This is a genomic window from Pseudidiomarina salinarum, assembly GCF_000753715.1.
GTDB classification, from domain to species: Bacteria; Pseudomonadota; Gammaproteobacteria; order Enterobacterales; family Alteromonadaceae; genus Pseudidiomarina; species Pseudidiomarina salinarum.
Map to the genome: position 1 here is coordinate 69256 of NZ_JPER01000005.1, position 26375 is coordinate 95630.

The following is a 26375-nucleotide window of genomic DNA, read 5'->3' on the forward strand; positions in this document are numbered from 1 at the left end:
CCAGTAGCTCCATGAACCTGAAAGATTTTAGTTTTGAATTACCCGATGAATTAATAGCCCATTATCCGCAGCCAGAGCGCAGCGCCAGCCGTATGTTGTGCCTGGACGGACCCAGCGGAACGGTCACTCATCGCCAGTTCCGCGATATCACTGAACAACTGCAGGCAGGCGATCTGCTGGTGTTTAATGATACCCGGGTAATACCCGCGCGTATGCTGGGTGAGAAGGCGAGCGGTGGCGGTAAAGTTGAAGTGCTGGTGGAGCGCATCCTGGACGACCACCGGGTGCTGGCGCATGTGCGCAGTAATCGCTCACCAAAGCCCGGGCAGCGGCTGCTGATGGAGCAGGCGGTTGAAGTGGAGATGCTGGGCCGGCAGGACGCTTTATTCGAACTCCGTTTTCATACTGATGAGCCCGTGCTGGCAGTGCTTGAGCAGTATGGCCATATGCCGTTACCGCCTTATATCGACCGGCCTGACGAAGCTAGTGACCGCGAACGTTATCAGACCGTGTATAACAAAAAGCCCGGTGCCGTGGCGGCGCCTACCGCAGGCCTGCACTTTGACGAACAGATTCTGCAGCAGCTCAAAGATAAAGGCGTCGAGTTTGCTTATGTGACTCTGCATGTAGGTGCTGGTACCTTCCAGCCGGTACGGGTGGATAATATCGAAGAGCACCACATGCACAGCGAATACGCCGAAGTACCGCAGGAGACCGTTGCTGCTATTGCTGCCACCCGGGCCCGCGGCGGGCGTGTAGTGGCTGTTGGGACCACTTCCGTGCGCTCACTGGAATCAGCTGCCCAGGCAGCAAAGCTGGCCGGTACCGACCTGGTGCCATTTTTCGCCGATACCGACATCTTTATTTATCCCGGCTATGAATTCCAGGTTATCGACGCCATGATCACCAACTTCCACCTGCCGGAATCTACGCTGATCATGCTGATATCCGCCTTTGCCGGGCGCGAAGCTGTGCTGCGAGCCTATGGCGAAGCAGTCGCGCATAAATACCGCTTCTTCAGCTACGGCGACGCGATGTTTGTGACCCGTAAACCGAGCTAAGGTATACTGCCTGCAGAAGCTCTTCGCACTAAACTAATTCGGTGATGAAATGAAATTTGAACTCCTGAAGACCAGCGGCAAAGCGCGTCGCGGTCGTATGACCTTTGACCGCGGGGTGGTTGAAACACCAGCCTTCATGCCAGTAGGAACCGCTGGCACCGTTAAGGGCATGACGCCAGAAGAAGTGGCCGCGACCGGCGCCCAGATTTGCCTTGGTAATACCTTTCATCTGATGCTGCGTCCGGGTACGTCCATCATCAAGCAGCACGGCGATCTGCACGATTTCATGAACTGGGATAAGCCGATTCTGACGGATTCCGGCGGTTTTCAGGTGTTCAGTCTGGGTGAGCTGCGCAAAATCACCGAAGAAGGCGCGACCTTCCGTTCGCCAATTAACGGCGAGAAGATTTTGCTGACACCGGAAAAGTCGATGGAAGTGCAGCGTGACCTGGGCTCCGACATCGTCATGATTTTTGATGAATGTACGCCGCATCCCGCTACTACCACCGAAGCCCGCACGTCAATGGAGTTATCGCTGCGCTGGGCCGAGCGCTCGAAAGCGGCGCACGGCGATAATCCGGCTGCACTGTTCGGGATTATCCAGGGCGGCATGTATGAAGAACTGCGCACCATCTCGCTGGATGGCTTAACCAAGATTGGCTTTGATGGCTATGCCATTGGCGGCTTGTCGGTGGGTGAGCCGAAAGAAGATATGATGCGGATCCTGGACCATACCGCACCGCAGATGCCGGCGGATAAACCGCGCTACCTGATGGGTGTGGGTAAACCGGAAGATTTGGTGGAGGCGGTGCGCCGCGGTATTGATATGTTTGACTGCGTGATGCCCACCCGCAATGCCCGCAACGGCCATTTATTTATCAGCACCGGGGTGGTGAAGATCCGTAACGCCGCGCATCGCACCGATACCGGCCCACTGGATCCTGAGTGTGACTGCTACACCTGCAAAAATTACAGCCGCGCCTACCTGCATCATCTGGATCGTTCCAACGAGATGCTGGGTGGCCGCCTGAATACCATCCATAACCTGCACTTTTATCAGAAAGTCATGCAGGATTTACGGGACGCGATTGAAGCTGACCGGCTGGAAGAACACGTGGCGGGATTTTACGCCAAGCGTGACCTGCCGGTTCCGTCGTTGCCGGCATAAGTCCCCGAATAAGGCTTTAAATAGCGCGGGCGATATCGACGATGTAGGGTTTGATGCCGGCGAAGAAGAATTCAACGGCAATCAGCATTACGATCAAGCCCATCAGCCGCATCAGAATTTTTGAACCGCTGCGGCCCAATTTAGCCAGCAGCTGCCGGCCGGTAGCAAGAAATACCGCCGTCAGCGCACAGACCGCAAGGATGGCGGCGAACAGGCTGATGCTGTTACTGGTGTCCGGACTGTCCTGAATAAACAGGATAACCATGGTAATCGCGCCGGGGCCGGCGACCATAGGAATGCCGATGGGCGTGACCGCGACATCCGAGCCAAAGTCACTTTCGGTTTCGCCGTCTACGCGTTTAGGTACGGTGCGGCCACGAAGCATTTCGTAACCCATTACGAAGAACAGAATACCGCCGGCGACCCGCAGGCCGTTGACCGAAATCGAAAAGAAGCTAAAAATCGCCTCGCCGAGCAGGGCAAATACACACAAAGCGATGGCGGCAGTAATGGATGCCCGCATAGCCACCCAGCGCGCAGCTTTGGGCGTCATCGCTTCGGTCAGAGCAATATAGATAGGAATCGCTGCGATCGGATTGATCATGGTAAACAGCGATGTGAACTGAAATAAGAATGTTTCCAGCATAGATTAATTTTCCGTGGTAGCGGGGTGCATAGCGACACGCACAGTTTAATGTATTCGTTAAAAAATTGCAGCGTTGCAACGCTGCTCATTTTTAATCATGCACAGGCTTTACATCAGCATATGAACTCGCTACAATTCAGCACCAAATTTAATCGTCGTGGTTAATTTTTAGCCGGTCTAGCTGGCAGGGATTAATCCAGCACAGAATTTTTCATTGAGGTGAGATTTTAATGCCAGTTGTTAAAGTAAAAGAAAACGAGCCTTTTGACGTAGCTCTGCGTCGTTTCAAGCGCTCTTGCGAGAAAGCAGGTGTACTTTCTGAAGTTCGTCGTCGTGAATTCTACGAAAAGCCAACTTCAGAGCGTAAGCGCAAGAAAGCTGCTGCTGTGAAACGTCACGCGAAGAAGCTGTCGCGCGAAAACGCACGTCGCACTCGTCTGTATTAATATACTGGTTTTACCGTAACGGCTCTGCCGAAACGCGGTGCCACTACGAAGCACAGACCTCGAAGCCGGATTGAGTTATGCTCAGTCCGGCTTTTTCATTTCCGTTGTTGCAGGTACAATCAGGTTCATTTTCCGCATAAGCGCTAGTTTATAAACAGGACACCGATGGCAGGGCTGATTCCAAAAAGCTTTATTCATGACTTAATTGACCGTGCCGATGTGGTCGAAGTGGTGGATAGCCGTGTGCCGCTGAAAAAAGCCGGTCGTAATTATCAGGCCTGTTGCCCCTTCCATAATGAAAAAACGCCAAGCTTCACTGTCGCCCCGGACAAACAGTTTTACCACTGCTTTGGTTGTGGCGAGCACGGCAATGCGCTGGATTTTCTGATGAAGTTCGACGGCCTCGAATTCCCTGAAGCCATCGAAGAGCTGGCCAGCATGCTGGGGCTGGAAGTACCCCGCGAAACTACTGCCAATCCGCAGGCCGATGCGAAAAAACGCGCTCAGGCAGCCGATGATTACGAGCAGATGGAAAAGGCGGCGCGCTTTTTTGCCCATCAGCTGCGCCATCACCAGAACTCCGCCAAAGTTATTGAGTACCTGAAGAACCGCGGGCTCAGCGGCGAGATCGTCAAAGCCTTCCAGATTGGCTACGCCCCTGATGAGTGGGATGGCATTCTGAAGGCGTTGTCGAACGGCACTGCCAGCCGTGAGCAACTGGTTGAACTTAAGCTGGTCAATAAAAACGAGAAGGGTCGCTATTATGACTTCTTCCGCGACCGGGTGATGTTCCCGATCCGCGATCGGCGGGGACGGGTAGTCGGCTTCGGTGGCCGGGTGCTGGAAGGTGATGGCCCGAAATACCTGAACTCGCCGGAAACCCGTATTTTCCATAAAGGCCGCGAACTTTATGGCTTTTATGAAGTGCGTCAGGCCCATCGACAGCCTGAGCAAATCCTAATCGTTGAAGGCTACATGGACGTGGTGGCGCTGGCCCAGGCCGGTATTAACTATGCCGTGGCCTCACTGGGCACCGCCACCACTACCGAGCAGTTGCAAATGTTGTTCCGCGCCACGCCCCGGGTGGTCTGCTGCTATGATGGCGACCGTGCCGGCCGTGACGCTGCCTGGCGGGCGCTGGAGAACGCGCTGCCGCTATTGACCGACGGCCTTGAACTCAAGTTTCTGTTCCTGCCTGATGGCGAGGATCCAGACTCGCTGGTGCGCCAAGAGGGCGCCGAACGCTTTGAAGAGCGCCTGACAAAAGCCCAGAGCTTTACCGATTACTTTTTCAGCCATCTGGCAGAATCGCTTGATTTGAATACCGATGCCGGTAAATCCACGCTGCTGAAGCAGGCCAAGCCGCTGATTGAGCGCATCGCCAGTGACTTCTACCGTGAGACCCTGATGGAACGGCTGGCCCGCCTGTTGCGCCGCGAAACCTCACAGATCGCGAACCATATCAAGGCGCCCGCCAGTGGCCGTCGCCCGGCGGAAAGCCTGAAAATCACGCCCATGCGGCGGGCTATCGGCCTGCTGTTGCAGCATCCTGAACTGGGCCAGGAAGTGCCCCTGCATGAAGAACTCAAAGCGCTGAAGCTGCCCGGTATTGATTTGCTGCTGGCGATGCACCGGCAAACCCGTGAGCGTCCGGTTAACAGCGCGCAACTGCTGGAAATGTGGCGGGGCACGCCGGAAGAAAATGCGCTGCGCCAGTTAGCGCGCTGGGACCATCATCTGGATCCCGAGAAAGTGCGGCAGGAGTTTCTGGATATTTTCCTGTTTTTTATCGACCAGTTTGTTGAGCAACGCGCCAGTGAATTGCTGGAAAAAGAACAGCAGACTCCGTTGACGCGTGCCGAGCAGCAGGAATACATGACCTTGCTGAAATACCGCTCCGGCAAAGGCAAGAAAAAATAGACCAATCAGCTAACGGATTAGTGAAATGGACTAACGAGTTGGTCAGATGCCTCACCCCGGGGCCTTATGCTTAAGCCAGCTTAATAATAAATTTCAGTTATAACAGTAAGATAGCTAGTATGGCATCGCTATTGCATAAGGTTAGCCTGTAAGTACATATCTTACCCCTGATAATTTAGACAATAAATCAAACAATTATGAATTGGAGTAACACATGAAAGGTTCTCAATTAGCCGCTTTAGGTTTAGTGGCCGCGCTTAGCTTTGGCCTGCAGGGCTGTATCGTCGTTGCCGATGGTGATGGCATACACAGCTACGACAAAGCCGATTACGAAGAAAGAGAAGAGCGCAACCGTAAAGCTATCGCCAGTTTTAATGAGGGTGCGACGCTGAAACAAGTCGAAAATGAGATGGGGACACCAAACTTCTCTGACCTGGTCACAGTGGATGGTGTGCGCTATCGCGTTATGTACTATCGCACAAATCGGGTTCACGCTGATGGCAACACCACCAAAGACGAGTGCACTCCACTGGTATTTGCTGATGGCGTACTGATTGGTACCGGCGACCTGGCGTTGGCCCGTATCCCGCACCACGACTGATTAATTTCTGGCTCAAAACGACAAAATCTGCTATAGTTTCCGGTCTTGAATTTTATCTTCGATAACGTTTAAGGTCGGTTACTTTTTCTATAAATATCAGGTGGTATTTCTGTATGCAGCAGAGTCGTCAATCACAGCTCAGAACGCTTATTGCCAAAGGCAAAGAGCAGGGGTATTTAACGTTCGCGGAAGTGAACGATCATCTGCCTTCTGAGATCGTTGATTCGGATCAGATCGAAGACATTATTAGTATGATCAACGACATGGGCATCAAGGTGTTTGAACACGCACCGGATGCTGATGAGTTGATGATGAGCGAAGACACCGCCGACGAAGACGCTGCGGAGGCTGCCGCGCAGGCGCTGGCCAGTGTTGACGGCGAACTAGGCCGCACCACCGACCCGGTGCGCATGTATATGCGCGAAATGGGTACTGTCGAACTCTTGACCCGTGAAGGCGAAATCGACATCGCCAAGCGCATCGAAGAAGGCATTAATCAGGTTCAGTGTTCAGTTGCTGAATACCCTGAAGCCATTAACTTTTTACTTGATCAGTGGGACACCTGTGAAGCCGAAGAAATGCGGCTGACGGATATTATCTCAGGATTTATCGATCCCAACGAAGTGGACGAAGCTCCGGTTGCAGCAACCCATATCGGGTCTGAACTGTCCAAAGAAGAGCTCGAAGACGAAGATGACGATGGCGACGACGATGATGACGACGATGACGCCTCAGAAGGCGGTATCGATCCGGAATTCGCGCGCCAGAAGTTCGGTCAGTTACGAGACCAGTACGAAAAAACCCGCAAGGCGATCAGCAAGCACGGCCGCGACCATGCCAAAGCCCGTTCTGAAATTGACGCCCTGAGCGACCTGTTCAAGCAGTTCCGTCTGGTGCCCAAGCAGTTTGATCGGCTGGTGAAAGACATGCGCGACATGATGCATCGTGTGCGTGTGCAGGAACGCCTGATCATGAAGATGTGTGTTGAACAGTCGGCGATGCCGAAGCGCGCTTTCATGAAGTCGTTCGCCGGTAATGAAAACAGCACGGCCTGGCTGGATGCCGCCATTGCCAGCGGCGAAGGCTATGCAGACGCCCTGAAGGTTCTGCAACCAGAGCTTGAGCGCTGCATTCACAAGCTGGCTGAAGTTGAGATTGAAACCGGGCTGACCATCGCCAAGGTGAAAGATATCAACCGTCGCATGTCTATCGGTGAAGCCAAGGCTCGCCGGGCGAAGAAAGAGATGGTTGAAGCCAACCTGCGACTGGTTATCTCAATTGCGAAAAAATACACCAACCGTGGCTTGCAGTTCCTGGACTTAATCCAGGAAGGTAACATCGGTTTGATGAAAGCCGTGGATAAGTTTGAATACCGCCGCGGTTACAAGTTCTCGACCTATGCCACCTGGTGGATACGTCAGGCCATTACCCGCTCCATTGCGGATCAGGCCCGGACGATCCGGATCCCGGTGCATATGATCGAAACCATTAATAAACTGAACCGGATCTCGCGGCAGATGCTGCAGGAAATGGGTCGTGAGCCATCGCCGGAAGAACTGGCCGAGCGCATGGTCATGCCTGAAGACAAGATCCGCAAAGTACTGAAGATCGCCAAAGAGCCGATCTCCATGGAAACCCCTATTGGCGATGATGAAGATTCGCATCTGGGTGATTTCATCGAAGATACCACGCTGGATCTGCCGGTAGACTCGGCCACGGCCGAAAGTCTGCGTAACGCGGTCCGCGAAGTTTTAGGCGGCCTGACCCAACGTGAAGCGAAAGTACTGCGTATGCGATTTGGCATCGACATGAATACCGACCATACTCTGGAAGAAGTTGGTAAGCAGTTCGACGTGACTCGTGAACGGATTCGTCAGATCGAAGCTAAAGCGCTGCGTAAACTGCGGCATCCAAGCCGCTCGGAGCAGCTGAAGTCGTTCCTGGACGAATAAAACGTACTCATTTCGCTGAAAAGGATGATTTATGATCGAAGTTGATCAGACCGAAAAACAGCAACCGCATCGCATTGTCGATGCGCACTTTCATATCTATAACAGCGCATATCCCCTGATCGAAAATCAGGGGTTTTTGCCACCGCCTTTTACCGTTGAAGACTACAAAGATCGCACCAAAGACCTGCCCATCGTTGGCGGCGCGCTGGTGTCTGGCTCAGTTCAGGGCTTTGACCATACCTACTTTGCCAATGCCCTGCCTAAGCTCGGCGAAGGCTTTGTGGGTATCACCAACTTACCGAGTAGTGTGTCTGACGCGAAGATTCTGGCATTAAAAGAGCAGGGCATTCGCGGCGTACGGGTGAACCTGAAGCGGCGCGTGGTACGTGGTTTAGACAACCTGGTGGATTTTGGTGAGCGGATCTGGGATCTGGCTGGCTGGCATCTCGAAATGTACGTGGATAGCCGCGAGCTGGACGAAGTACTGCCGAAGCTGCTGAAGCTGCCAAAAGTGTCAATCGACCATCTGGGCATGGCGCGTTCTGGCGTATCGCAGATTCAGCGTCTGGCCGAAGCTGGCGGTAAGATTAAAGCCAGTGGTTTTGGTCGCACCGAAGTGAACGTCAGCGAAGCCGTGAAGCTTCTGTACAAGACCAACCCCGACTGCCTGATGTTTGGTACCGACCTGCCATCAGTACGTACCGAGCGGCCATTCAACTTTGGCGACATCGATACTATCTGTAACGCCCTTGATGACGCCAAGGCAATCGACAAAGTCTTTGCCACCAACGCCGCTGAATTCTACGGCATAAAACTGTAAAAAAGCCTCCCTTTTTCTGTTCGAGGGGTCATGACAAGCGGGCCGAAATTTCATATACTTGCGCCCGCTTTACTAAAAGCACCCTACCGAAATACCAAATGGCCCCTTAGCTCAGTGGTTAGAGCACCCGACTCATAATCGGTTGGTCCCCAGTTCAAATCTGGGAGGGGCCACCATCTTAAGCCTATGTAGCTGGCCTATTTTTAATTTACTTCACCGGCAGCGAAATCCCGTTCTTGGTATATTAGCAGGCTCGTCGAAATAGGAAATTTATTAAGACTTGTCCTATACTTCTGAAAGTCTAGCGAGTATGGGGATATTACAGATGAACGATGGGACCCAGGCCAGCAGCGACAAAAAAAAGATCTTCGTCGTCGGTGCCGACGACTACAATCTCTCCCTGATCGAGAAAATCCCGGGCTCGGAGAACTGGGAACTGATCCGTACACTTGAATATTCTGACGTTCAGCCAGCCAGCGGGCGCATCGATTTCGACGAGCTTTACGAGCATGCCAGATCCATTATCGACGCGCATGGCGGCAGGCCAGATGCGATCATCGGCTATCTGGATTTTCCCGTGACCTCGCTCGTTTCGTTGCTGCGGCGCGACTACGCAATGCCGGGTGCTAGTCCCGAAGCGGTCGCGAAATGCGAGCATAAGTACTGGGCACGCCTGAAGCAGAAAGAGGCCTTCCCCGGTGCTACACCCGAGGTGCGTGCCATCAATCCCTTTGATCCGGAAAATGCGAAGAAAGACGCGCCGGACTATCCGTTTTGGCTCAAACCGGTCAAAGGTCATTCCTCCGTGCTCGGGTTTCTGGTCGAGGACGAGGGAGGATTCGATGAGGCGTTGCAAGCCTGTCGCCAGAAGATCCATCTGATCGGCGAGCCTTTCAACGCTTTCCTGGACAAGCTTGAGGACCGCAGCGAGATCGACGGTATCGACGGCAATTTCGCCGTGGCCGAACAACTCATTTCGGCCAAGCGGCAGTTCACGCTGGAAGGCTATGTCTGGCAGGGCGAAACTAGGATCTACGGCGCGGTGGAATCCCTGCGCGGGGGCGAGCACGCGTCCAGCTTCTCGCGCTATCAGTATCCCGCCGATCTGCCCGAAGACGTCATCGAGCGCTCCACCGAGATCACCGGCAAGATGATGACGGCGATCGGCTATGACGACTCGCCGTTCAATGTCGAATTCTTCTACGATCCCGAAAGCGGCGACCTGCATCTGCTCGAGATCAACGCCCGAATCTCCAAGTCCCACTCTCCGTTATTCCACATGGTCGACGGCGCGGCTCACCAGAAGGTGGCTATCGAGCTGTCGATGGGGCTCGAGCCGGACATGCCTTACCGCGAAGGAAAAGACGCCATCGCGGGCAAGTTCATGCTGAGAAGCTTCGAGGCCGATGGCATCGTCAAGCGCGTGCCCAGCTCCGAAGAGATCGCGGAGTTGAAACGTATCCTGCCCGATTTCGATGCGAACGTTCTTGTCGAGAAGGATCAGCGTCTCTCTGACATGTTTTATCAAGACAGTTATTCGTACGAGCTTGCCGACATTTTCCTCGGCGGCCACGACAAGGACATGCTGGAGGATGCGTATAACCGGATCCTAGCTTCGCTTCCCATCTACATTCAGCCGCTCCCCGAGAACTCATGAAAAGCGTATCCGACTTTCCCCGCGAGATCATCGAGGAGGAGAATGTCTGGATCCCGGTCGGCGACGGCCTGAAGCTGGCCGCGCGCGTCTGGCGCCCGAAGGATTCAGGCGACGATCCGGTACCGGTGATCCTGGAATACATTCCCTACAGAAAGCGCTTCGGTTCGACCGTGCGCGACGAGATCACGCACAAATACCTCGCCGGACACGGCTATGCCTGTGTTCGCCTGGACATTCGGGGCAGCGGGGAATCCGAGGGCGTGCTGACTGACGAGTACCTGCAGAGCGAGCTCGATGACGGCGTGGCCGCCATCCACTGGCTGGCCGAGCAGGACTGGTGCGACGGCAATGTCGGAATGATGGGCATCAGCTGGGGCGGGTTCAACGGTCTGATGATTGCGGCGATGCAGCCCGAACCCCTCAAGGCCATCGTTACGGTCTGCTCCAGCGACGACCGCTATGCCGACGACATCCACCACATGGGCGGCACGCTGTTGGGCGACAATCTCTCCTGGGCTGGCGTCATGTTCTCTTACAACACCATGCCGCCCGACCCCGCGCTAGTGGGGGACCGCTGGAAGAACATGTGGATGGAGCGCCTGACGGGTAGCGGACTGTGGCTGAAGACCTGGCTGCAGCATCAGCGCCGCGACAGCTACTGGCGGCACGGCTCAGTTTCCGATCATTACGGCGACATCAAGATCCCGGTCTTCGCAGTCTCAGGGTGGGCCGACGGCTATACCAATACCGTCTTCCGCCTAATGGAAAATCTCGACGTGCCGCGTAAGGGCCTCGTCGGGCCCTGGGGTCACACCTATCCGCATATCGGAAGCCCCGGGCCGGCCATCGACTTTCTCGGCGAGCTTCTCGATTGGTGGGATCACTGGCTGAAGGGCAAGGACCTCGGCATGGACGACGAGAACATGCTGTGCGCCTACATGCAGGACTCCGCCCCGCCCAATCCCCAGTACAAATACCGCAAAGGCCGCTGGGTGGTCGAGGCTGAATGGCCGAGTCCGGATATCGAGCCTCGCGCCTACAGCTTCGGGACCGGACGCCACCTCGTCGCAGAGGATAGCGGTGAGGAGACCGAGGAGGTGGGCATGAAGGTCCAGTCCCCGGTCACGCTGGGACTGTTCGCCGGCAAATGGTGTTCCTACGCCAACGGGCCGGATCTCGCCGGTGACCAGCGTTCCGAGGACGGCGGCGGACTGATCTTCCAGACCCACGAGCTGGAAGAGGACGTGGAGATTCTTGGTCAGCCGGTCGTCGAACTCGACTTGGAGAGCGACCAGCCGATCGCCATGGTCGCGGTGCGCCTGTCGGATTTCCTGCCCGACCATCAAATCACGCGCGTGACCTACGGAATGCTCAACCTCACCCATCGTGACAGTCGCCAACACCCCGAATTACTGGAACCAGGCAAGCGCTACAGGGTTAAGGTGCCCTTGAACTATATCGCCCAGCGCTTCGAGAAGGGCCACCGAATTCGGGTTTCGGTATCCACGGTCTACTGGCCGATGGCCTGGACCCCACCGGAATCCACCAAGCTCACGGTCTATACGGGCAAGAGCCGGATCATCCTGCCTTGCCGCACGAAAAATGTCGGCGGGGAAGAGGAGGCAAGCTTCGATCCGCCGGTCTGCGCGCATCCCCCCTCGACCACTGTGTACGAACCGGGTGAGCATCGCTGGCTGGTCCATCGCGATCTTGCTGACCAGCGCTCCGAACTCGAGGTCATCGATGATCGCGGCCTGTTTCGCTTCGACGATATCGGCCTGACGGTCGGCACCCGTGCAGTGGAGAAATATTCAGCCGTCACGGGCGATTTCACCAGCGTGAGGGGGCAAACTGAGTGGATCCGGACGCTTCAGCGCGACGACTGGAAGATCAAGACCCGGACCTATACCTGCCTGACCTCGGACGAGAACAATTTCTACATCCGCGCCGAACTCGATGCCTATGAAGGCGAGACGCGGGTGTGCTGCATGAGCTGGGACGAGACGATCCCGCGCGACCATATCTGAGCGTACCTAGCTGCGTTTCTAACTTCTCAGTTGCCTCGACCGCTTTTTCATGGCGCGCCATCCAGAACATATTACTTGCGACTCGTGACAACATGATTAAGCCTCCGTACCCACTATCCGGATATGGCAGGAACCTATACTTTGCGTGTTACCGGGTATATTAGTGTTGCTACACCATTCACCAACCAGAAGCATGCGTGTCGTTAACTGCAACCAGTAAGGAGTTCATGTGAACTATCAGGCGATAAATTTCAAAAACAAACTCGGTCTCTTTACTGAGCAGTGGTCGCCTAAGGTAATTGCCGAGATGAATAACTATCAGTTCAAGGTGGTCAAGATCCAAGGTGAATTCGTTTGGCACGATCACAAAGACACCGATGAAACATTCATCGTGCTTGAGGGAAATCTCAGGATCGACTTCCGGGATGGGTATGTAAGTTTGTCGGAAGGCGAAATGTATGTTGTTCCTAAGGGCGTTGAACACAAGCCATATGCCGAGAATGAAGCGAAAGTTCTACTTATCGAGCCGCAGGGGGTCGTGAATACAGGGGACGAGACCAGTATGCAAACTGCAGAAAACGATGTTTGGATCTAACTCATTTAAATCCTCTGTCGTTTCGACGATAGCTCGAACCGGGTGGCGCTCATTGCCTGGCGGTTCTACAAAGCGATCGTCTTGACGTACGTACTAAAAAGCGTACACTTGGTGAAAGATTGGACAGTAAAGAGGTATGTCATGACCGGAATCACAGTAACTGAAGCGCGCAGCAATCTTTACCGGTTGATTGATGAAACTGCCGAATCCCACCAACCGATTACTATCACAGGTAAGCGGAACAAGGCTGTCCTGATCTCCGAAGAAGACTGGTCGGCGATTCAGGAAACGCTTTTCCTGCTCTCTGTTCCGGGCATGCGTGAATCTATTCGCGAGGGGATGGATGCCGGCGTGGATGAGTGCGACGAGGAGCTGGACTGGTGACATGGAAGTTGGTTTACACTAAGCAAGCTTCGAAGGATGCAAAGAAACTGGCCGCCAGCGGTCTCAAGCCCAAAGCCCTGGAACTGTTAGCTCTGATAGCAGAAGACCCCTACCGCAAGCCGCCTCCGTTTGAAAAGCTCATCGGTGATCTTGCGGGAGCCTATTCCCGTCGAATTAATATTCAGCATCGCTTGGTTTACCAAGTTCTTGATGACAAAAACGTAGTGAAAGTTCTCCGGCTTTGGAGCCACTACGAATAGCGTGAACTCAGGCTCTATTGCCGATGGTAAGGTGGCTTATCAGCTTGATGGCTTCGACTGCCTGGAATGGAGCCAGAGCAAGCTCCGCGGGATAATCCTTTCGGCTATGATATTAAATTCACGCCCTATGGCGTCTCGCTAATAACAGGAGAACTCGATGATTAGCCTGGTCGCTTTAAAGGCATTGGTGATTTGGGCAGGTATTCTGCTGCTGGCTATTATCAACGGTGTGCTGCGCGAATCTGTGCTTATGCCAGCGCTCGGAACCCCGGCAGCTCTCATACTGAGTGGGTTGCTGCTTTGCGCCTTGATTATTGGCGTGGCTTACTTTTCGCTTCCCTGGTTACAAATCCAGCGGCCTGTTGAGCTGGGCTGGCTCGCACTTACCCTCGCGTTCGAGTTTTCATTTGGGCTCTGGCAAGGCAAGTCATGGCCTGAGTTGCTGGAGGCCTACACCTTCACAGGTGGCAATATATGGCTTATTGTCCTCGCCGTGACAGCACTCGCACCTTACATTGCCGCTAAGCTCAGGGGCTGGGCTTAGCGGCTCGCTGGCGGACTTTAAAAGTACGTCTCATCAATCTCCTCAGCAATCTTAATCAACCCCACCTGCATCTCATCAATAAATTCGTGCAGGCTTCCCTGTTTTAGTGATTGCGGTTTGCCGTCAGACAGCCTGGACTGCAGCGTGTCGACCGCCTTAATGGCGTTCTCGTTGTGCGGCAGGTCATGCAGCAGCGACTTCGCCTGTTTGAGGGTGTGCGCCAACGAACGCGGAAAGCGTTCCTCCAGGAACAGGAACTTGAGTACATCGGGGCGGTTGATACGCAGGCGAACTTTCTGCCGGTACATTTGGTATGCCGACATGGATTTGAGTACGCCCATCCACTGAATGTTTTCAAAAGCCGGCTGTTCATCATTGAGTTCAGGTAGCAGGCTCGCTGAACGCACATCAATAATCCGCGTACTCATATCCCCGCGCTCAAGGTTGCGGCCCAGGCGCAGAAAGGCATAACCTTCATCATGGGTCATAATACCGGCCAATATGCCAGTGAGGGTCTGATTAGAGCGGATTACAGCGGTCAGCGACTCATAGCGGTGACGGCGGCCGACCATCGATGCGCGGTTTTGCATGGCCGACAGGTATAGAGCATTGATCTGCTCCCAGCTTTCGGTAGGGATAATTTCCCTGACTGTACGGGCGTTTTCCCTCGCCATGGTCAGCGAGTTGATAATCGAGCTGGGGTTGTGCTTATCCGTGACCATAAATTTGACCACGCTGTGTTCATCGGCTTGCTCGTAGTGCTCGTAAAAATCGTCCCGGGCCGACAGAATATCGATAATCGGCTCCCAACCCAGCTTTACCGTTGTGGGTAAATCCATGAGCAGGTGCGAGTTTACGTTGATCAGCCGGGCGGTGTTTTCAGCCCGCTCTAAGTACCTGGCCATCCAGAATAGATTGCTTGCTACACGTGACAACATTGATTAAGCCTCCATATCTACTATCCAGGTATCCTTACTGCCCCCGCCTTGCGACGAGTTGACGACGATAGATCCTTTGCGCAGGGCCACTCGAGTGAGCCCGCCCATAGTGACTTTGATATCTTTGCCACTTAATACAAACGGCCGTAGATCCAAATGCCGTGGTTCCGCTTTGTTCTCAATCATAGTCGGTGCCGTGGACAGCATTAGCATTGGCTGGGCCACGTAATTGCGTGGGTCTTTGCGAACCAGGCGCTTAAACTTTTCACATTCTGCTTTAGTGGCATGAGGACCGATCAACATGCCGTAACCACCGGACTCATTGGCCGGTTTGACCACCATGTTATGGATGTTTTCAATCACATAGTCGCGTTCATCTTTATTGATACACTTGTAGGTGGGTACGTTCGGAATCAGCGGATCTTCCTCCAGATAGTACCTGATAATGTCAGGCACAAAGGCATAGACCACCTTATCATCCGCAACGCCTGACCCCGGCGCATTAGCCAGAGCCACGTTGCCGGCCTGCCAGGCCCGCATCAGCCCCGGAACACCTAGCATCGAATCGGGGTTAAATACTTCAGGGTCGATAAAATGGTCGTCAACGCGGCGGTAAATAACATCCACGCGGGTCGGCCCCTCGATAGTGCGCATATAAACCACATCGTCCTCATCGACAAACATATCCCGCCCTTCAACCACCTCCGCGCCCATCTGCTGGGCCAGGTAAGCATGCTCAAAATACGCTGAGTTGTAGATACCCGGGGTCAGTATCACGATTTCCGGCTGCTCAATGTCTCGCGGCGATAGCTCACAGAGCATGTCATAGAGGTGAGAAGGGTAATCGTCTACCGGTAGAATACTGTATTGCTGGAACATTTCGGGGAAGACCCGCTTCATGACTTTGCGGTTTTCAAGCATGTAGGACACGCCGGAAGGCACCCGTAAATTATCTTCAAGCACATAAACGGTGCCGTCGTTATCCCGGACCAGATCCGAGCCGCAAATATGCGCCCATACGCCCAACGGCGGGTGAACACCCTTGCATTCAGGCAAAAAGTTCTTTGATTTATTCAGCAGGTCGGCGGGGAATACGCCGTCTTTGATAATGTTTTGGTCGTTGTACAGATCGTCAATAAACATGTTAAGGGCTTTGACGCGCTGTTTCAGCCCGGCCTCGATCTTTAACCATTCCTGCTTGTCGATAATTCGGGGAATAATGTCAAAGGGCCAGGCACGGTCGATAGAGCCTTCGTCTTCGTGATAGACCCGGAAGCTGATGCCCATTACGTGGATGGCAGACTCTGCGGCAACCTTAAACTCTTCGATATCCTGATCCGACAGGCCGCGCAAATAGCTACATATAATTTCGGCTGCAGCACGCGGTTTTCCTGACGCTCGTAATAACTCATCGTACAAGTTCGTTACTTTATAGCTTCCCCAGCGAATGGTCATGCACAACTCCCTCTGGTGTTTTATTGAGCAGCTATAACCATAGTGGCAATTCAGTGAAAAAGACAAAATGGTTTGTTTTTATTTCTGGTTGCATAGAGAATACGAGGAATTAGGCTGAACCTCAGCCGAGATTTCTGGAGTTTGTTTGTGACTTATTGTTTGGCAATCCGTGTTAACAAAGGCCTGGTTTTTGCGTCGGATTCGCGCACCAACGCAGGCGTCGATTATGTGGCTACCTACAGTAAAATGAATCGCTTTGCCTGGGAGGGGGAACGCACTCTGGTGCTGCTTTCAGCGGGTAGCCTGGCAACTTCGCAGGCGGTGGTCAACGCCATCAATTCCGATCTGGAAGATCCCGACGCACTCTTTAATCTGCGCAAAGGCAAGCATCTGTATGATGTTGCCAGTTACATCGGCAGTTTGAGTCAACGCGAGCAGCTACAGCATGCGCCGGCGCTCGAGAAGAGTAATTCCAGCGCCGAAGCGAGTTTTATTCTCGGCGGCCAGATTGCTGATAATCCTTGTGAAATCTATATGATTTATCCGCAAGGCAATTATATCAGCGCATCCGACGATACCCCGTATTTGCAGATCGGTGAAAATAAGTATGGTAAGCCGATTCTGGATCGCATTATCACGCCCAACACATCTTTAGAAGACGCTGCCCGCTGTGCCATGGTTTCGCTTGATTCTACCGTGCGCAGTAACATCAGCGTGGGCTTACCTATTGAGGTAGCGATGTATACCTGCGGCAGCCTGGAAACTCCCTGGCACAATAAATATCGCGCGTTTAGCCCCATGTATAAATCCATGCAAAAACAGTGGAATGAGGGGCTGCGACAGGCATTTTCCGGCCTGCCGCGGTTCGACTGGGAAAAAGAAGATTAGTTTGGATTGCTATAAGCTGTGCTGATCACCTTGTGAACAAAGCGTAATTTATCGATGGCGCTGGAAGACAGGACAAACGGATAGGCATCATCCAGCCCCATACTGCGGTTGAGTGCGTTGAGTACCGCCGTTAGCCGGCACCAGTCGTTATACAGCTGATTAAAATGCGCTGCGCTTCTGGCTTCATCACTTTGCGGTAACTGCTGCAGCGGGTCGATGACCTGATGCGAGGATACGCTGAAATCAAAATCACTGGCGGTTTCCAGGGTATCGACCATATGCAGGTAATGCGCCCAGGTTTCTGCCCAGTCCTCCCAGGGGTGCATGCTGGCATAGGCACTCACCCATACTTTGTGCCAGTCCGCAGTAGGGCCGTTCTGATAATAGTTTTGCAGAGCATAGGTATAGTTGAGGCTCTCATCCCCAAAAAGCTCACGAAACTCACTAAGCCAATGGCTATTACGGACCAATCTATCCCAGTAATAGTGACCGGATTCATGGCGAACATGCCCAAGCAGCGTGCGATATTGCTCGTTCATTTCTTCGCGTATTTTCATCCGCGAGCTGGCTTCTGCCTCTCTCAGATTGAGCGTAATAATGCCGGCATTGTGGCCAGTGGTAACGAAGTTTTTAACGGTAAGCTCATTGCCATAGTCGTCTTCAGTTTCGTCTTCGAGAAACTCAAAGCCCAGGCCATGCTGTGGATCCTGATAGCGTGATACCACCGGCAGCTCCAATTTGTAAAGGGTATAGAGCAGCCGTCGTTTGGCCTGCTCCATACGCGACCAAAGCTGCCGGTTCTCTGGCTGATCCAGATTGGGAATAGTGCGGGTTAACTGGCAGGAAGCACACAGATCGCCAGACTCTTCGGCCGGAACCATCCAGTTACACACATCCTGCACCGAATAATTTATGCACTGCCGGTACAGTCGACCATTATCTGCGGCGCGCCAGACGCCTTCCGCATGCCGGGTAAAGGCACTCAGCTTCTTTTCATCGGGCATAAAGCCCAGCATCAGCCCGCACACCACGCAACGGGTGTTGGCAAAATGCAGCGTATTACCGCACTGACATGAGAAAGTTCGCATAATTTTGGTACCAACAATGAGCGTTCGGTTTATGCATTAACTTAGCACGTTAATGAGGAAAAGGAGTGACTGGGGTGAAGATAATCTGCGTAAAATTAGTCTACGCTTAATCTGTTGCCGCGGAATTTCGCCGGCAGCTATAGCTAGAGGATTGGCCTGATGACACTACATTCAAACCGCCAGATACAGCCAGCTTCAAGTGGCAGAGTAGTCGGACTGAGTGCAGCCTTTGTGGCGCTGGCGGCATTATGCTGGGGTTTGTCTGGCGGTATTGGGGGCATGCTTACTGACCGCGGTTGGGATCCTGTCGTGGTGTCGTTTTACCGCGGCGCGCTCGGCCTTGTGTTCGTGCTTATCTGGCTGGCATTGCGCCCGGCTGGCAGCGGGCTAACAAAAGGCCGGTTATGGTTCTGGTCGGCGATTGCCGGTGTCGGTGTTGCCGGCAATTTTGGATTTTATTTTTTAAGCATTGCTGAGGGCAGTGTGGCGGTGGCAGCCACCTTAATGTACTGCGCGCCAGTTTTCGTCTATCTCGTATCATTCGTCCTCAAGCTCGAGCAGCCCAGCCTGTATAAATGGTTGGCCATCCTTATGGTGATGGTCGGTATCCTATTACTGACCGGAATTTACAATATTGACGATGGCGATGTCACCTTGTTGGCGGCCGGCGCCGGTCTGCTTTCGGGTCTTTCTTATGCGCTATTCATTTTTGGTTTTAAGTACGCGGCGCCGCACGGCAGTCCCCAGGCAATTTTGGTGATCGCATTCGCTGTGCTTGCCGTCATACTTGGTTTGTTCGGTGATGCCAGTGAGCTGGTGGCCGCGCTGGCGACTTCAGCATGGCCACTGTTTTTGATTCTGGGCGTACTGGGCGCCGGGCTATCATTTATCTTATACATTGTCGGCCTGAACTACACTGCGCCCGCTGTCGCCTCTGTAGTGGCTATGGTTGAACCCGTCACCGCCTCGCTATTCGGCGTTGCGGTTTTAGGTGAAAGCCTGACGGCGTTGCAGATCCTGGGGATGGTACTGATCCTGGTTACGGTGACTGCGCTGAGCGTATACTCGAACAGCCGACGGCATCCGGCCGAGTAGCTGCGCTAAAGTCACGTTACAGATTGTCATACTCTTTTAGTGCGGGCCGCTGTGTTAGCTGGCTGCCAGCGTTTGAGGTTTACGTTGTGAACTCAGTTGATGAAACCACGGCGCTCAAAGAATTACTGAGTTTCTCCGACCCGCATGAGATAGTGCGTAAAAGCGGTTACTCGGAGTCATTGGATTAACGGATACTACGGAGGATCTTATGCCAGAAACAGGAATCATTAATTACGTTGAAATGCCTGCTAAAGATATCGCAGCCACGAAGCAATTTTTCGGCGATGCGTTTGGCTGGGAATTTATCGACTACGGGTCAGATTATGTTGCTATTCAAAAGGCCGGGCTGGATGGCGGCTTTTTTAAGTCGGATAAAGTCGCGACCACCGGTTCTGGCAGCGTACTAGTAGTGCTTTACAGTAGCGAGCTGGAGACTACCCTGGAGCGGGTTAAATCCGCTGGTGGTGCAATTGTACAGGAGATTTTTTCCTTCCCGGGTGGCCGTCGATTCCACTTTTCCGATCCCAATGGCAATGAGTTTGCGGTGTGGTCCGAGTCAGAATGATGGACGCTTCCTTCGCTTAATAACACTTGAGATAGTTGTAAAAATGTATAAGACTCGTGTGATTATTATATAAAGCAAGGAAGCCTTAATGAAAGTTTTACGACTTTTAGTTCTTACGTTGTATGTTGCCGGTCTTGTTTCTGTGAGTCCCATCGCCTCGGCCACGACGAAGTTATTGGGGCAACAGAGCTGCTTCTCCGGCCCGTTCTCGAGCCATGAGGAATGGCTGAGTTTTATCAGCGCCAAAAATCAGGACGAAGATCCTGAAAAATTAAAAAAATTCTTGGTTTTGATGGGAAAAGCTTTTCCCAAAGACAAGTTCGACTCCTTTCAGAAAGAGCTGGATTGCAAATTCTTTCGCTACACGGTTAACGGAGAACTGGTGCGCGGATTTATCGTTCATCCAAAAGGCGCTGTAGCTACCGAAACAATCGTATATAACCGCGGCGGTAATGCGACTTTTGGCGCAATGACTTTCACGCAGTTGTTCAAAAATGTTTTCGACATCGCGAATCAGGGCTTCACCGTTATCGGTTCCCAGTACCGGGGCGCAACGGTGAAAGGTCCCGAAAGCAAAGACGAATTTGGCGGTGCTGATGTTCAGGATGTTTTGGCACTAAGAGAATTATTTGCTGAGTTTAAAAGTATCGACCCCAAGCGCGTTGGGCTAATGGGCTGGAGTCGCGGAAGCACCCAGGCATTACTGGCGCTCAAACAAGGATTTGATACACCCGCAGTCGCGTTGCTTGCTGGCGAGTACGATAAAAAAAAGGGTTTCGAATTCCGACCAGAGATGGAACGAATTTATCAGTTAAGAGTTCCGAATTACGCCGAAGATAAAACCAAAGCACTTGAACACAGGTCGGCAGTGGTATGGGCGAACGAATTACCAAAGCAAACAGCTTTCTTGCTTATTCATGGCATCGAAGACATTAAAGTGCGCTATGACAGTAGTGTCGAGTTGTACGATAAATTACGCGGTCATGGTTTTGACGCTGAATTAATGACATTAAAAGATGGCCATAATCTTCGCACTGATTGGCCGGGCGTGGTCGGGCGGCTTTCGGAATTTTTTAAACGTGAACTCAATGCGCTGTAATTCGCCATTAGGATCAGTTTACATGGAGTGTTTATGAAGTACTTAATATTAGCTTTAGCATCGTTGTTCTTATTTGCCTGTCAGTCGCAGGCACCTTCGAAAGATTATAAGGTTGGTAATCTCAATACCGTTGAAGGCTTGCTTACTGGCCCGGAGTGGGCTGATTTACAGCGGTTTCCACCGCGCTATCCAGTGGAAGAAGCGCTTTCCGGAACTGAAGGTTGTGCCACTGTTGAGTATGTAATAACACCGGATTATACCGTACAAGACATAAGTGTCATCGAAAGCACGAGTAAAGAGTTTGCTGCGGCGGCAAAGGAAAACATAGAAAAATGGAAGTGGTCAGAATTACCCGCCGGTAGATTGCAAGAACCTGTCAGAACACAAACACGATTTGAGTTTTGTCTGGAAGAATTCGCGGGTAAATGCGCAGAAGAGAAGTTGGCAAATAATTCTCAGTGCACTGGTGCTGATGTGGTGGCCTCAGTAGGTCGCCGAGTTAACTGATAAAATAAATCTACCCTGTGAAGCGGCGGCTAATCGCAGCAGCCCCGCTTTTCTTCACTCATCCCCGCCAGGCTTTCCGGTGCCTCAATACAGCACTCGGAATACAAAAATCCCAATAACGCCTCAACCTGCTCAAACTTAAGCGTGCAATAAAGCGTGCGGCCGTCGCGGCGCTGCTCCATCAAATCGACTTTGCTCATTTTGCTCAGGTGGTGCGAGAGGGTGGAGTTTGGGATCTCCAGCACTTGCTGGATGTCGCCCACGGCGATGCCCTGGCGACCGGCGCGTACCAACAGGCGAAAAATACCCAGGCGGGTTGGGTGGCCGAGTTCGGCTAGTTGGGCTGCTGCCTGTTCGAGTTCAAGAGTTTGTTCCATTCTATCCAATCCACAGTTGCTATCAGTTAGTTGCCTCTCAGTTTACTGCTCCTGAAAATAATTTCCAATTTAATAGAAATATAGATTGACACTTCGATATATGTCGAAATAATATGTTTCGACAATAATCAAAATATCGGAGCCGTCATGTCTACTTCATTCTTATCTGCCGCGCAGTTCTTTGCAACTACGCTGAGCGAACTTCTGCTGTTGTTTGTGCTGATCAGTATGCTTGTTTACTGGTTGCAGGATCGCTTCCCGGCTAAACGCATCCAGGCGATGCTAAGCGGCGGCAGCGGTTATTTTACCGCCGCGGCGCTGGGTTCAATCACGCCGTTTTGCAGTTGCTCAACACTACCGATGCTGGTCGGCATGCTGCGCGCCCGTGCAGACTTCGGCCCGGTGATGACTTTCCTGTTGACCTCGCCGCTACTGAATCCGGTGCTGGTGGCACTGCTATTCACTATATTTGGTGCAAACTTAACGCTAATATATGCCGCCGGCGTACTGGTGCTGTCGCTTAGCGCGGGTTTTGTGCTCTCGGCGCTGCATTTCGAGCGCTTTATCACCCTCCCCGATGAACAGAAGGGTTGTTGCAACGCGTCCTCTGTTGGTGCCGTTGAGCCGGTAAAGCCGACGCTCAGCGAGTACCTGGCGGGTCTATTTAAGCGCGCCATGAAAGAAACCCGCGCCTTTCTGCCGCAGCTGGTTGCTGCCGTTGTTGTGGGTGCCTGGATACACGGCTACGTTCCCGCTGCGTTTTTCAGTCAGTTCAGCCAGGTATCAGGCTGGTATCTGATTCCGGCTGCGGCGCTGTTAGGCATTCCTTTGTACGTTCGCGCCAGTACCATGATTCCGTTGGCGCTAAGTTTGGTCGGCAAAGGCATGAGCTACGGCAGCGTGGTTGCGCTGACCATCGGCGGCGCCGGTGCCAGCCTGCCGGAGATGATTATCCTTAAGCGTATTTTCCAGTGGCCGTTGTTGCTCGCTTTTATTGGTGTTGTTTTTGTCACTGCGTGCCTGACCGGCTTCGCGATTGATCTGGTGATGTAGGAGGCGTTGATGAACATTCAGGCTTATTCAGGAGATGACAGGGCCAGCGCGTTGACTGCCGCTGAGTGGCGCGACTGCCTGCGCCGCGGTTCGGTCGGGCTTGAGACCTTGGGGCAGGGGTTTTCCCATGCCCCGGTTTCCCTCAGCCCCTGGCGTTTAACCGATGGCCAGTGGCAGCAGGCGCTGGCTGGTGCGCGCTTGCTCGGCGGGTTGTTGCAGAAGATGGTCAATGACCGGGACTGGCTGCTGGCGCAGACTGCGGGGCTCGAAGCTTCGGACTCGGTGCCGGGTAAGATTTGGCGGCTGCTTAATAGCATTCCCGCTGATCAGGTGCGCACGCTGCCAGTCGCATTGCAACGCCATGATCTGATGCTGGATAACCGGGGTAAATGGCGCTGGGTTGAAACCAACCCGATTGCCGCCGGCATGGGGCCTTTGAATCAGCGCTGGCTGGAGACGTTAGCTGCTGTTCAGCCTGAATCCTACGCTGCTAATCCGGCGATTGAAGCGCAGGGGCATCTGCTGGCGGACGCCGCTCGCAGAATTGCGGCGGAGTTTGGCTCGGAATCGCCGCTGATGGTTATGGTTGTCACCGATGATGAAGACAATATCTATGACCAGCGGTTGCTCACCGACGAAGTGGCGCGCCTGGGCGTCCATGTAGTGCGGATGACGCTGCGGCAGCTAGCTGCCGCGGCTACTGGTGCCGATCATCGGTTAGTACTGCCTGATGGCCGGGCGGTTGACTTAATTTACTGGCGCACCGGCTACAACGCCGAAGACTATGGTGATCAATCACTCTGGCAGTTTCGCGCTGATCTGGAAAAAACGCGTGTCGCACAGTGCCCCGATTTAGCCTCGCAGCTGAGCGGCAGCAAGTGGCTGCAACATGTGGTGAGTGCGCAGGTTCGCTCTGATGCGGGTTTTGCTGGCTACTTTGATTTGAACGAGAGTGAGCTGGCGCTGCTGCAGCAGCTCTGTTTGCCATCCTTCGCAGTGGTAGACCTATCCTTACTTGAGTTTCACCGGCTGGTTCATCAGTGCTACTGGTATAAAACCCAAAGCGAAGGGGGCGGTAATGTCGCCCGCGGTGCTACGGCGCTGGCAAATTACAACGGGCATGACGCTGCCGACGTACTGATGGCAAACATCGATGCCATAGTGCGCATCGAACCTGTCAGTAAATTAGTGAATGGTGAGTTGCTCAGCCAGCAAGCCCATATCAGCGAGCTTGGCATCTTTAGCCTCGGTGCAACAGCCGAATATGGTGGCTACCTGTGCCGCACCAAAGCGCAGCACAGCCTCGAAGGCGGCGTACATCGTGGTGGCGCGGTGCTCGATACCATTGTCGTACAGAAATGCTATCCGTAATCAGCACAAGCAGATAAAATCTCCGCAACGCAAACCTGCGGGTTCATGCCGGAGAACGCCATGCCATACGTAAATATTCAGATCACCAAGGGCGCTACCAGAGAGCAAAAAGCTGCGCTGGTAAAAGATGTTACTGACTCGCTGGTTCGGGTTTTGGGCAAAAAACCCGAGCATACCCACGTGGTTATTCAGGAAATCAATGAGGAAGACTGGGGCTACGCCGGTTTGCTCACGGATGACTGGAAGAAGACCACAGCCGCAAAATAAACCAGCTATTTAGTCCAGCTTCGGCACCCAGATCGCGTCGTCTTGCTGCGGGTCGCCGAAGTATTCCCGCTTGCTCTCCGGTAAGCTCGCCACCCAGGCGACGCTGTAGGCGTCGACTTTGTCGTGCAGGGCGCCTCGGCAGATGTGTTTCAGTTCGGCCCAGTCAGTTTCGCTGGCGGGCCAGCCAGTATGCTCGCTGACAGCTTTGAGCTGCACCAATGACTGGCCTTTTTTGGTTTTATGCAATGAAGCCGATCCCAGTCGCCGTGCTATCGCTTGCGGATAGATCTCCAGACAGGGCGCCACTTTGGCCATTTCCTCGGCAATCGCGATTCCGGGCAGCATAAATAGCTGCATGGCATGGGGCATCCGGTTGGCCGCACCGCCCTGCGCAAGATGTGCCTGACCCTTGGCAATGATGCGGTCAAAATCTTCACCGGATGGCGTTTTGTAGCAACTGATTCCGCTAGCGTTTAGCGCACTTTCTGCGAGCCGTCGGTGCATATGATTCGGCCGGGCCCGCAGCGCTGAATCGATGCCAATGCGCACCGGGTTCAGATGGTGTTGTAGGCACACTTCTTCAATATAGTGCCGCGTTTCACGGGCGTAAGCCTGGTTAGTTTCAGCCGACACCGTCGAGGGATTCCCTCGCCCTCGTGGCGGTTGTTGAGCGAAGCTGTTTAGCAGTAGCGGGCGCAGCGTATCGCCATCCTGATAGCAGATAACCACCGGCAGCGGTTTGTCCTTCGCACAGGCCACATCAATTCCGATAACTACGTCTTGCATGCGGGCTCCCACAGCTTATCTTTACGCTATCATAGCGGCTGTCGGCTCGTTATTCAGCCTGGATTTGCCCATTCCCACATTCGCTTACTACACTTATCGTTACGCATTTTACTAACGCGCGAATTTAACTGGAGATTTAACACACACAGAAAACAGACACAGGTAGGTATCACTATGAGCACCAGGGAAACGATGATTGAACGCCATCTAAAAGGCAGAGATGTTCAGGATTCACGGGTCATAGAGGCAATGCGGGCGGTCGACCGATCGCTGTTTGTGCCGGAAGAGTTGCAGGAGCACACCTACGATGACCGGCCCCTGCCGATAGGTAAATCACAGACCATCAGCCAGCCGTATATCGTGGCCTATATGGCTCAGGCACTGCAACTAAACGCCGACGACAAGGTGCTGGAGATTGGCACCGGCTGTGGTTACAACGCCGCGGTGCTGTCGCATCTCGCCGAGGAAGTTTATTCCATAGAAATTATCGAGTGGCTGGCGGATCTGGCGAAGGAGAACCTCGCTAAAACCGATATCAGGAATATCGAAAGCCGTTATGGCGATGGCTACGAGGGCTGGCCGGAAGAGGCGCCTTTCGATGCCATTGAGCTGACCGCAGCGCCGTCGAAGATTCCTGAAACCCTGAAGAAACAGCTGAAGATAGGCGGTAAATTGCTGGCGCCTGTTGGCAAACTAGAGCAGGAACTGACTCTGGTTGAACGCATCAGCGAGGACGAATTCAAGGAGACCAAGCTGCTGATGGTGCGCTTTGTGCCCATGACCGGAAAAGCCGAGAAGGAGTAAT

Annotated in this window: 28 protein-coding genes and 1 tRNA gene; 23 read left to right on the top strand and 6 right to left on the bottom strand. The window is 53.3% G+C overall.

The annotated features are described in order from the left end of the window. Positions 1-11 precede the first annotated feature (11 nt). Positions 12-1061 carry a tRNA preQ1(34) S-adenosylmethionine ribosyltransferase-isomerase QueA gene (gene queA, locus IDSA_RS09530; RefSeq protein WP_034776334.1) on the top strand — a complete coding sequence of 350 codons (1050 nt, stop codon included), beginning with the start codon at positions 12-14 and terminating at the stop codon, positions 1059-1061. Between the two features lie 49 nt (positions 1062-1110). Then, the gene (gene tgt, locus IDSA_RS09535) at positions 1111-2229 is read left to right on the top strand and encodes a tRNA guanosine(34) transglycosylase Tgt (RefSeq protein WP_034776335.1); all 1119 of its coding nucleotides are present in this window, start codon (positions 1111-1113) and stop codon (positions 2227-2229) included. Between the two features lie 16 nt (positions 2230-2245). Here the strand turns inward: tgt and IDSA_RS09540 are convergent, their stop codons facing one another. Then, positions 2246-2875, bottom strand: a complete 630-nt coding sequence (locus IDSA_RS09540) for a MarC family protein (RefSeq protein WP_034776336.1) — start codon at positions 2873-2875, stop codon at positions 2246-2248. Positions 2876-3105: 230 nt separating this feature from the next. Here IDSA_RS09540 and rpsU point away from each other — a divergent pair, with 230 nt between their 5' ends. The 12 genes from rpsU (at position 3106) to IDSA_RS09600 (ending at position 14081) form a co-directional block, all read left to right on the top strand. Beyond that, positions 3106-3321, top strand: coding sequence for a 30S ribosomal protein S21 (gene rpsU, locus IDSA_RS09545; protein WP_034733010.1), 216 nt, complete (start codon positions 3106-3108; stop codon positions 3319-3321). A 165-nt stretch (positions 3322-3486) separates the two neighbouring features. Continuing rightward, complete coding sequence (gene dnaG / locus IDSA_RS09550) at positions 3487-5241, top strand: DNA primase (RefSeq protein ID WP_034776337.1); 1755 nt, start codon at positions 3487-3489, stop codon at positions 5239-5241. 214 nt (positions 5242-5455) lie between these two features. Next, complete coding sequence (locus IDSA_RS09555; RefSeq protein ID WP_034776338.1) at positions 5456-5842, top strand: DUF3192 domain-containing protein; 387 nt, start codon at positions 5456-5458, stop codon at positions 5840-5842. A 113-nt stretch (positions 5843-5955) separates the two neighbouring features. After that, on the top strand, positions 5956-7794 hold the full coding sequence (gene rpoD / locus IDSA_RS09560) for an RNA polymerase sigma factor RpoD (RefSeq protein WP_034776339.1): 1839 nt from the start codon (positions 5956-5958) through the stop codon (positions 7792-7794). 31 nt (positions 7795-7825) lie between these two features. Beyond that, positions 7826-8614, top strand: coding sequence for an amidohydrolase family protein (locus IDSA_RS09565; protein ID WP_034776340.1), 789 nt, complete (start codon positions 7826-7828; stop codon positions 8612-8614). Between the two features lie 100 nt (positions 8615-8714). Further along, positions 8715-8790, top strand: a tRNA-Ile gene (locus tag IDSA_RS09570). Between the two features lie 149 nt (positions 8791-8939). Further along, positions 8940-10271 carry an ATP-grasp domain-containing protein gene (locus tag IDSA_RS09575; RefSeq protein ID WP_084694100.1) on the top strand — a complete coding sequence of 444 codons (1332 nt, stop codon included), beginning with the start codon at positions 8940-8942 and terminating at the stop codon, positions 10269-10271. Beyond that, positions 10268-12298 carry a CocE/NonD family hydrolase gene (locus IDSA_RS09580; RefSeq protein WP_034776341.1) on the top strand — a complete coding sequence of 677 codons (2031 nt, stop codon included), beginning with the start codon at positions 10268-10270 and terminating at the stop codon, positions 12296-12298. The genes IDSA_RS09575 and IDSA_RS09580 overlap by 4 nt, the downstream gene beginning before the upstream one ends. A gap of 229 nt (positions 12299-12527) precedes the next feature. Next, positions 12528-12893, top strand: a complete 366-nt coding sequence (locus tag IDSA_RS09585; protein WP_034776342.1) for a cupin domain-containing protein — start codon at positions 12528-12530, stop codon at positions 12891-12893. 141 nt (positions 12894-13034) lie between these two features. Then, complete coding sequence (locus IDSA_RS09590) at positions 13035-13277, top strand: type II toxin-antitoxin system Phd/YefM family antitoxin (protein ID WP_034776343.1); 243 nt, start codon at positions 13035-13037, stop codon at positions 13275-13277. Further along, a complete protein-coding gene (locus tag IDSA_RS09595) occupies positions 13274-13537 on the top strand; it encodes a Txe/YoeB family addiction module toxin (protein ID WP_034776344.1) in 264 nt (87 codons plus the stop codon). The genes IDSA_RS09590 and IDSA_RS09595 overlap by 4 nt, the downstream gene beginning before the upstream one ends. 157 nt (positions 13538-13694) lie before the next feature. Beyond that, positions 13695-14081, top strand: a complete 387-nt coding sequence (locus IDSA_RS09600) for a hypothetical protein (protein WP_034776345.1) — start codon at positions 13695-13697, stop codon at positions 14079-14081. Between the two features lie 17 nt (positions 14082-14098). Here the strand turns inward: IDSA_RS09600 and IDSA_RS09605 are convergent, their stop codons facing one another. Together IDSA_RS09605 and IDSA_RS09610 are read right to left on the bottom strand one after the other, a co-directional pair. Continuing rightward, positions 14099-15019 carry an alpha-E domain-containing protein gene (locus tag IDSA_RS09605; protein WP_034776347.1) on the bottom strand — a complete coding sequence of 307 codons (921 nt, stop codon included), beginning with the start codon at positions 15017-15019 and terminating at the stop codon, positions 14099-14101. A 3-nt stretch (positions 15020-15022) separates the two neighbouring features. Next, entirely contained in the window at positions 15023-16474 is a 1452-nt protein-coding gene (locus IDSA_RS09610) for a circularly permuted type 2 ATP-grasp protein (protein ID WP_034776349.1), read from the bottom strand. Positions 16475-16621: 147 nt separating this feature from the next. On the opposite strand from IDSA_RS09610, the gene IDSA_RS09615 reads away from it, so the two are divergent. After that, the gene (locus IDSA_RS09615) at positions 16622-17362 is read left to right on the top strand and encodes a hypothetical protein (RefSeq protein WP_034776351.1); all 741 of its coding nucleotides are present in this window, start codon (positions 16622-16624) and stop codon (positions 17360-17362) included. On the opposite strand, the gene IDSA_RS09620 is transcribed toward IDSA_RS09615, so the two are convergent. Beyond that, complete coding sequence (locus IDSA_RS09620; RefSeq protein ID WP_034776353.1) at positions 17359-18450, bottom strand: zinc-binding metallopeptidase family protein; 1092 nt, start codon at positions 18448-18450, stop codon at positions 17359-17361. The genes IDSA_RS09615 and IDSA_RS09620 overlap by 4 nt on opposite strands. Positions 18451-18609: 159 nt before the next feature. Here IDSA_RS09620 and IDSA_RS09625 point away from each other — a divergent pair, with 159 nt between their 5' ends. From IDSA_RS09625 to IDSA_RS09640, 4 genes are all read left to right on the top strand, one after another. Next, positions 18610-19545: a DMT family transporter gene (locus IDSA_RS09625; RefSeq protein ID WP_034776355.1), complete on the top strand. Its 936-nt coding sequence runs from the start codon at positions 18610-18612 to the stop codon at positions 19543-19545. Positions 19546-19753: 208 nt separating this feature from the next. Continuing rightward, positions 19754-20110, top strand: coding sequence for a VOC family protein (locus IDSA_RS09630; RefSeq protein ID WP_034776357.1), 357 nt, complete (start codon positions 19754-19756; stop codon positions 20108-20110). A gap of 88 nt (positions 20111-20198) precedes the next feature. After that, positions 20199-21209 carry an alpha/beta hydrolase family protein gene (locus IDSA_RS09635; protein ID WP_034776359.1) on the top strand — a complete coding sequence of 337 codons (1011 nt, stop codon included), beginning with the start codon at positions 20199-20201 and terminating at the stop codon, positions 21207-21209. 33 nt (positions 21210-21242) lie between these two features. Next, a complete protein-coding gene (locus IDSA_RS09640; RefSeq protein WP_034776361.1) occupies positions 21243-21716 on the top strand; it encodes an energy transducer TonB in 474 nt (157 codons plus the stop codon). Between the two features lie 29 nt (positions 21717-21745). Here the strand turns inward: IDSA_RS09640 and IDSA_RS09645 are convergent, their stop codons facing one another. Beyond that, on the bottom strand, positions 21746-22093 hold the full coding sequence (locus IDSA_RS09645; protein WP_051986218.1) for an ArsR/SmtB family transcription factor: 348 nt from the start codon (positions 22091-22093) through the stop codon (positions 21746-21748). A 147-nt stretch (positions 22094-22240) separates the two neighbouring features. On the opposite strand from IDSA_RS09645, the gene IDSA_RS09650 reads away from it, so the two are divergent. Genes IDSA_RS09650 through IDSA_RS09660 form a run of 3 tightly spaced genes read left to right on the top strand, consistent with a single transcriptional unit; the run spans position 22241 to position 24784 of the window. Continuing rightward, positions 22241-23146: a permease gene (locus IDSA_RS09650; protein ID WP_034776362.1), complete on the top strand. Its 906-nt coding sequence runs from the start codon at positions 22241-22243 to the stop codon at positions 23144-23146. 9 nt (positions 23147-23155) lie between these two features. Next, a complete protein-coding gene (locus tag IDSA_RS09655) occupies positions 23156-24517 on the top strand; it encodes a hypothetical protein (RefSeq protein ID WP_051986219.1) in 1362 nt (453 codons plus the stop codon). 45 nt (positions 24518-24562) lie between these two features. Beyond that, the gene (locus IDSA_RS09660) at positions 24563-24784 is read left to right on the top strand and encodes a tautomerase family protein (protein WP_269624553.1); all 222 of its coding nucleotides are present in this window, start codon (positions 24563-24565) and stop codon (positions 24782-24784) included. Between the two features lie 9 nt (positions 24785-24793). Here IDSA_RS09660 and IDSA_RS09665 read toward each other — a convergent pair whose 3' ends face one another. After that, on the bottom strand, positions 24794-25570 hold the full coding sequence (locus IDSA_RS09665; RefSeq protein ID WP_034776478.1) for a DUF429 domain-containing protein: 777 nt from the start codon (positions 25568-25570) through the stop codon (positions 24794-24796). Between the two features lie 174 nt (positions 25571-25744). On the opposite strand from IDSA_RS09665, the gene IDSA_RS09670 reads away from it, so the two are divergent. Continuing rightward, entirely contained in the window at positions 25745-26374 is a 630-nt protein-coding gene (locus IDSA_RS09670; protein WP_084694101.1) for a protein-L-isoaspartate(D-aspartate) O-methyltransferase, read from the top strand. Position 26375 lies beyond the last annotated feature (1 nt).

Excerpts from the sequence above, each read along its gene's own strand:
- queA (WP_034776334.1), top strand. The coding sequence starts at position 12 with ATGAACCTGAAAGATTTTAGTTTTGAATTACCCGATGAATTAATAGCC.
- tgt (WP_034776335.1), top strand. The coding sequence starts at position 1,111 with ATGAAATTTGAACTCCTGAAGACCAGCGGCAAAGCGCGTCGCGGTCGT.
- IDSA_RS09540 (WP_034776336.1), bottom strand. The coding sequence starts at position 2,875 with ATGCTGGAAACATTCTTATTTCAGTTCACATCGCTGTTTACCATGATC.
- rpsU (WP_034733010.1), top strand. The coding sequence starts at position 3,106 with ATGCCAGTTGTTAAAGTAAAAGAAAACGAGCCTTTTGACGTAGCTCTG.
- dnaG (WP_034776337.1), top strand. The coding sequence starts at position 3,487 with ATGGCAGGGCTGATTCCAAAAAGCTTTATTCATGACTTAATTGACCGT.
- IDSA_RS09555 (WP_034776338.1), top strand. The coding sequence starts at position 5,456 with ATGAAAGGTTCTCAATTAGCCGCTTTAGGTTTAGTGGCCGCGCTTAGC.
- rpoD (WP_034776339.1), top strand. The coding sequence starts at position 5,956 with ATGCAGCAGAGTCGTCAATCACAGCTCAGAACGCTTATTGCCAAAGGC.
- IDSA_RS09565 (WP_034776340.1), top strand. The coding sequence starts at position 7,826 with ATGATCGAAGTTGATCAGACCGAAAAACAGCAACCGCATCGCATTGTC.
- IDSA_RS09575 (WP_084694100.1), top strand. The coding sequence starts at position 8,940 with ATGAACGATGGGACCCAGGCCAGCAGCGACAAAAAAAAGATCTTCGTC.
- IDSA_RS09580 (WP_034776341.1), top strand. The coding sequence starts at position 10,268 with ATGAAAAGCGTATCCGACTTTCCCCGCGAGATCATCGAGGAGGAGAAT.
- IDSA_RS09590 (WP_034776343.1), top strand. The coding sequence starts at position 13,035 with ATGACCGGAATCACAGTAACTGAAGCGCGCAGCAATCTTTACCGGTTG.
- IDSA_RS09600 (WP_034776345.1), top strand. The coding sequence starts at position 13,695 with ATGATTAGCCTGGTCGCTTTAAAGGCATTGGTGATTTGGGCAGGTATT.
- IDSA_RS09605 (WP_034776347.1), bottom strand. The coding sequence starts at position 15,019 with ATGTTGTCACGTGTAGCAAGCAATCTATTCTGGATGGCCAGGTACTTA.
- IDSA_RS09610 (WP_034776349.1), bottom strand. The coding sequence starts at position 16,474 with ATGACCATTCGCTGGGGAAGCTATAAAGTAACGAACTTGTACGATGAG.
- IDSA_RS09620 (WP_034776353.1), bottom strand. The coding sequence starts at position 18,450 with ATGCGAACTTTCTCATGTCAGTGCGGTAATACGCTGCATTTTGCCAAC.
- IDSA_RS09625 (WP_034776355.1), top strand. The coding sequence starts at position 18,610 with ATGACACTACATTCAAACCGCCAGATACAGCCAGCTTCAAGTGGCAGA.
- IDSA_RS09630 (WP_034776357.1), top strand. The coding sequence starts at position 19,754 with ATGCCAGAAACAGGAATCATTAATTACGTTGAAATGCCTGCTAAAGAT.
- IDSA_RS09635 (WP_034776359.1), top strand. The coding sequence starts at position 20,199 with ATGAAAGTTTTACGACTTTTAGTTCTTACGTTGTATGTTGCCGGTCTT.
- IDSA_RS09640 (WP_034776361.1), top strand. The coding sequence starts at position 21,243 with ATGAAGTACTTAATATTAGCTTTAGCATCGTTGTTCTTATTTGCCTGT.
- IDSA_RS09645 (WP_051986218.1), bottom strand. The coding sequence starts at position 22,093 with ATGGAACAAACTCTTGAACTCGAACAGGCAGCAGCCCAACTAGCCGAA.
- IDSA_RS09650 (WP_034776362.1), top strand. The coding sequence starts at position 22,241 with ATGTCTACTTCATTCTTATCTGCCGCGCAGTTCTTTGCAACTACGCTG.
- IDSA_RS09655 (WP_051986219.1), top strand. The coding sequence starts at position 23,156 with ATGAACATTCAGGCTTATTCAGGAGATGACAGGGCCAGCGCGTTGACT.
- IDSA_RS09660 (WP_269624553.1), top strand. The coding sequence starts at position 24,563 with ATGCCGGAGAACGCCATGCCATACGTAAATATTCAGATCACCAAGGGC.
- IDSA_RS09665 (WP_034776478.1), bottom strand. The coding sequence starts at position 25,570 with ATGCAAGACGTAGTTATCGGAATTGATGTGGCCTGTGCGAAGGACAAA.
- IDSA_RS09670 (WP_084694101.1), top strand. The coding sequence starts at position 25,745 with ATGAGCACCAGGGAAACGATGATTGAACGCCATCTAAAAGGCAGAGAT.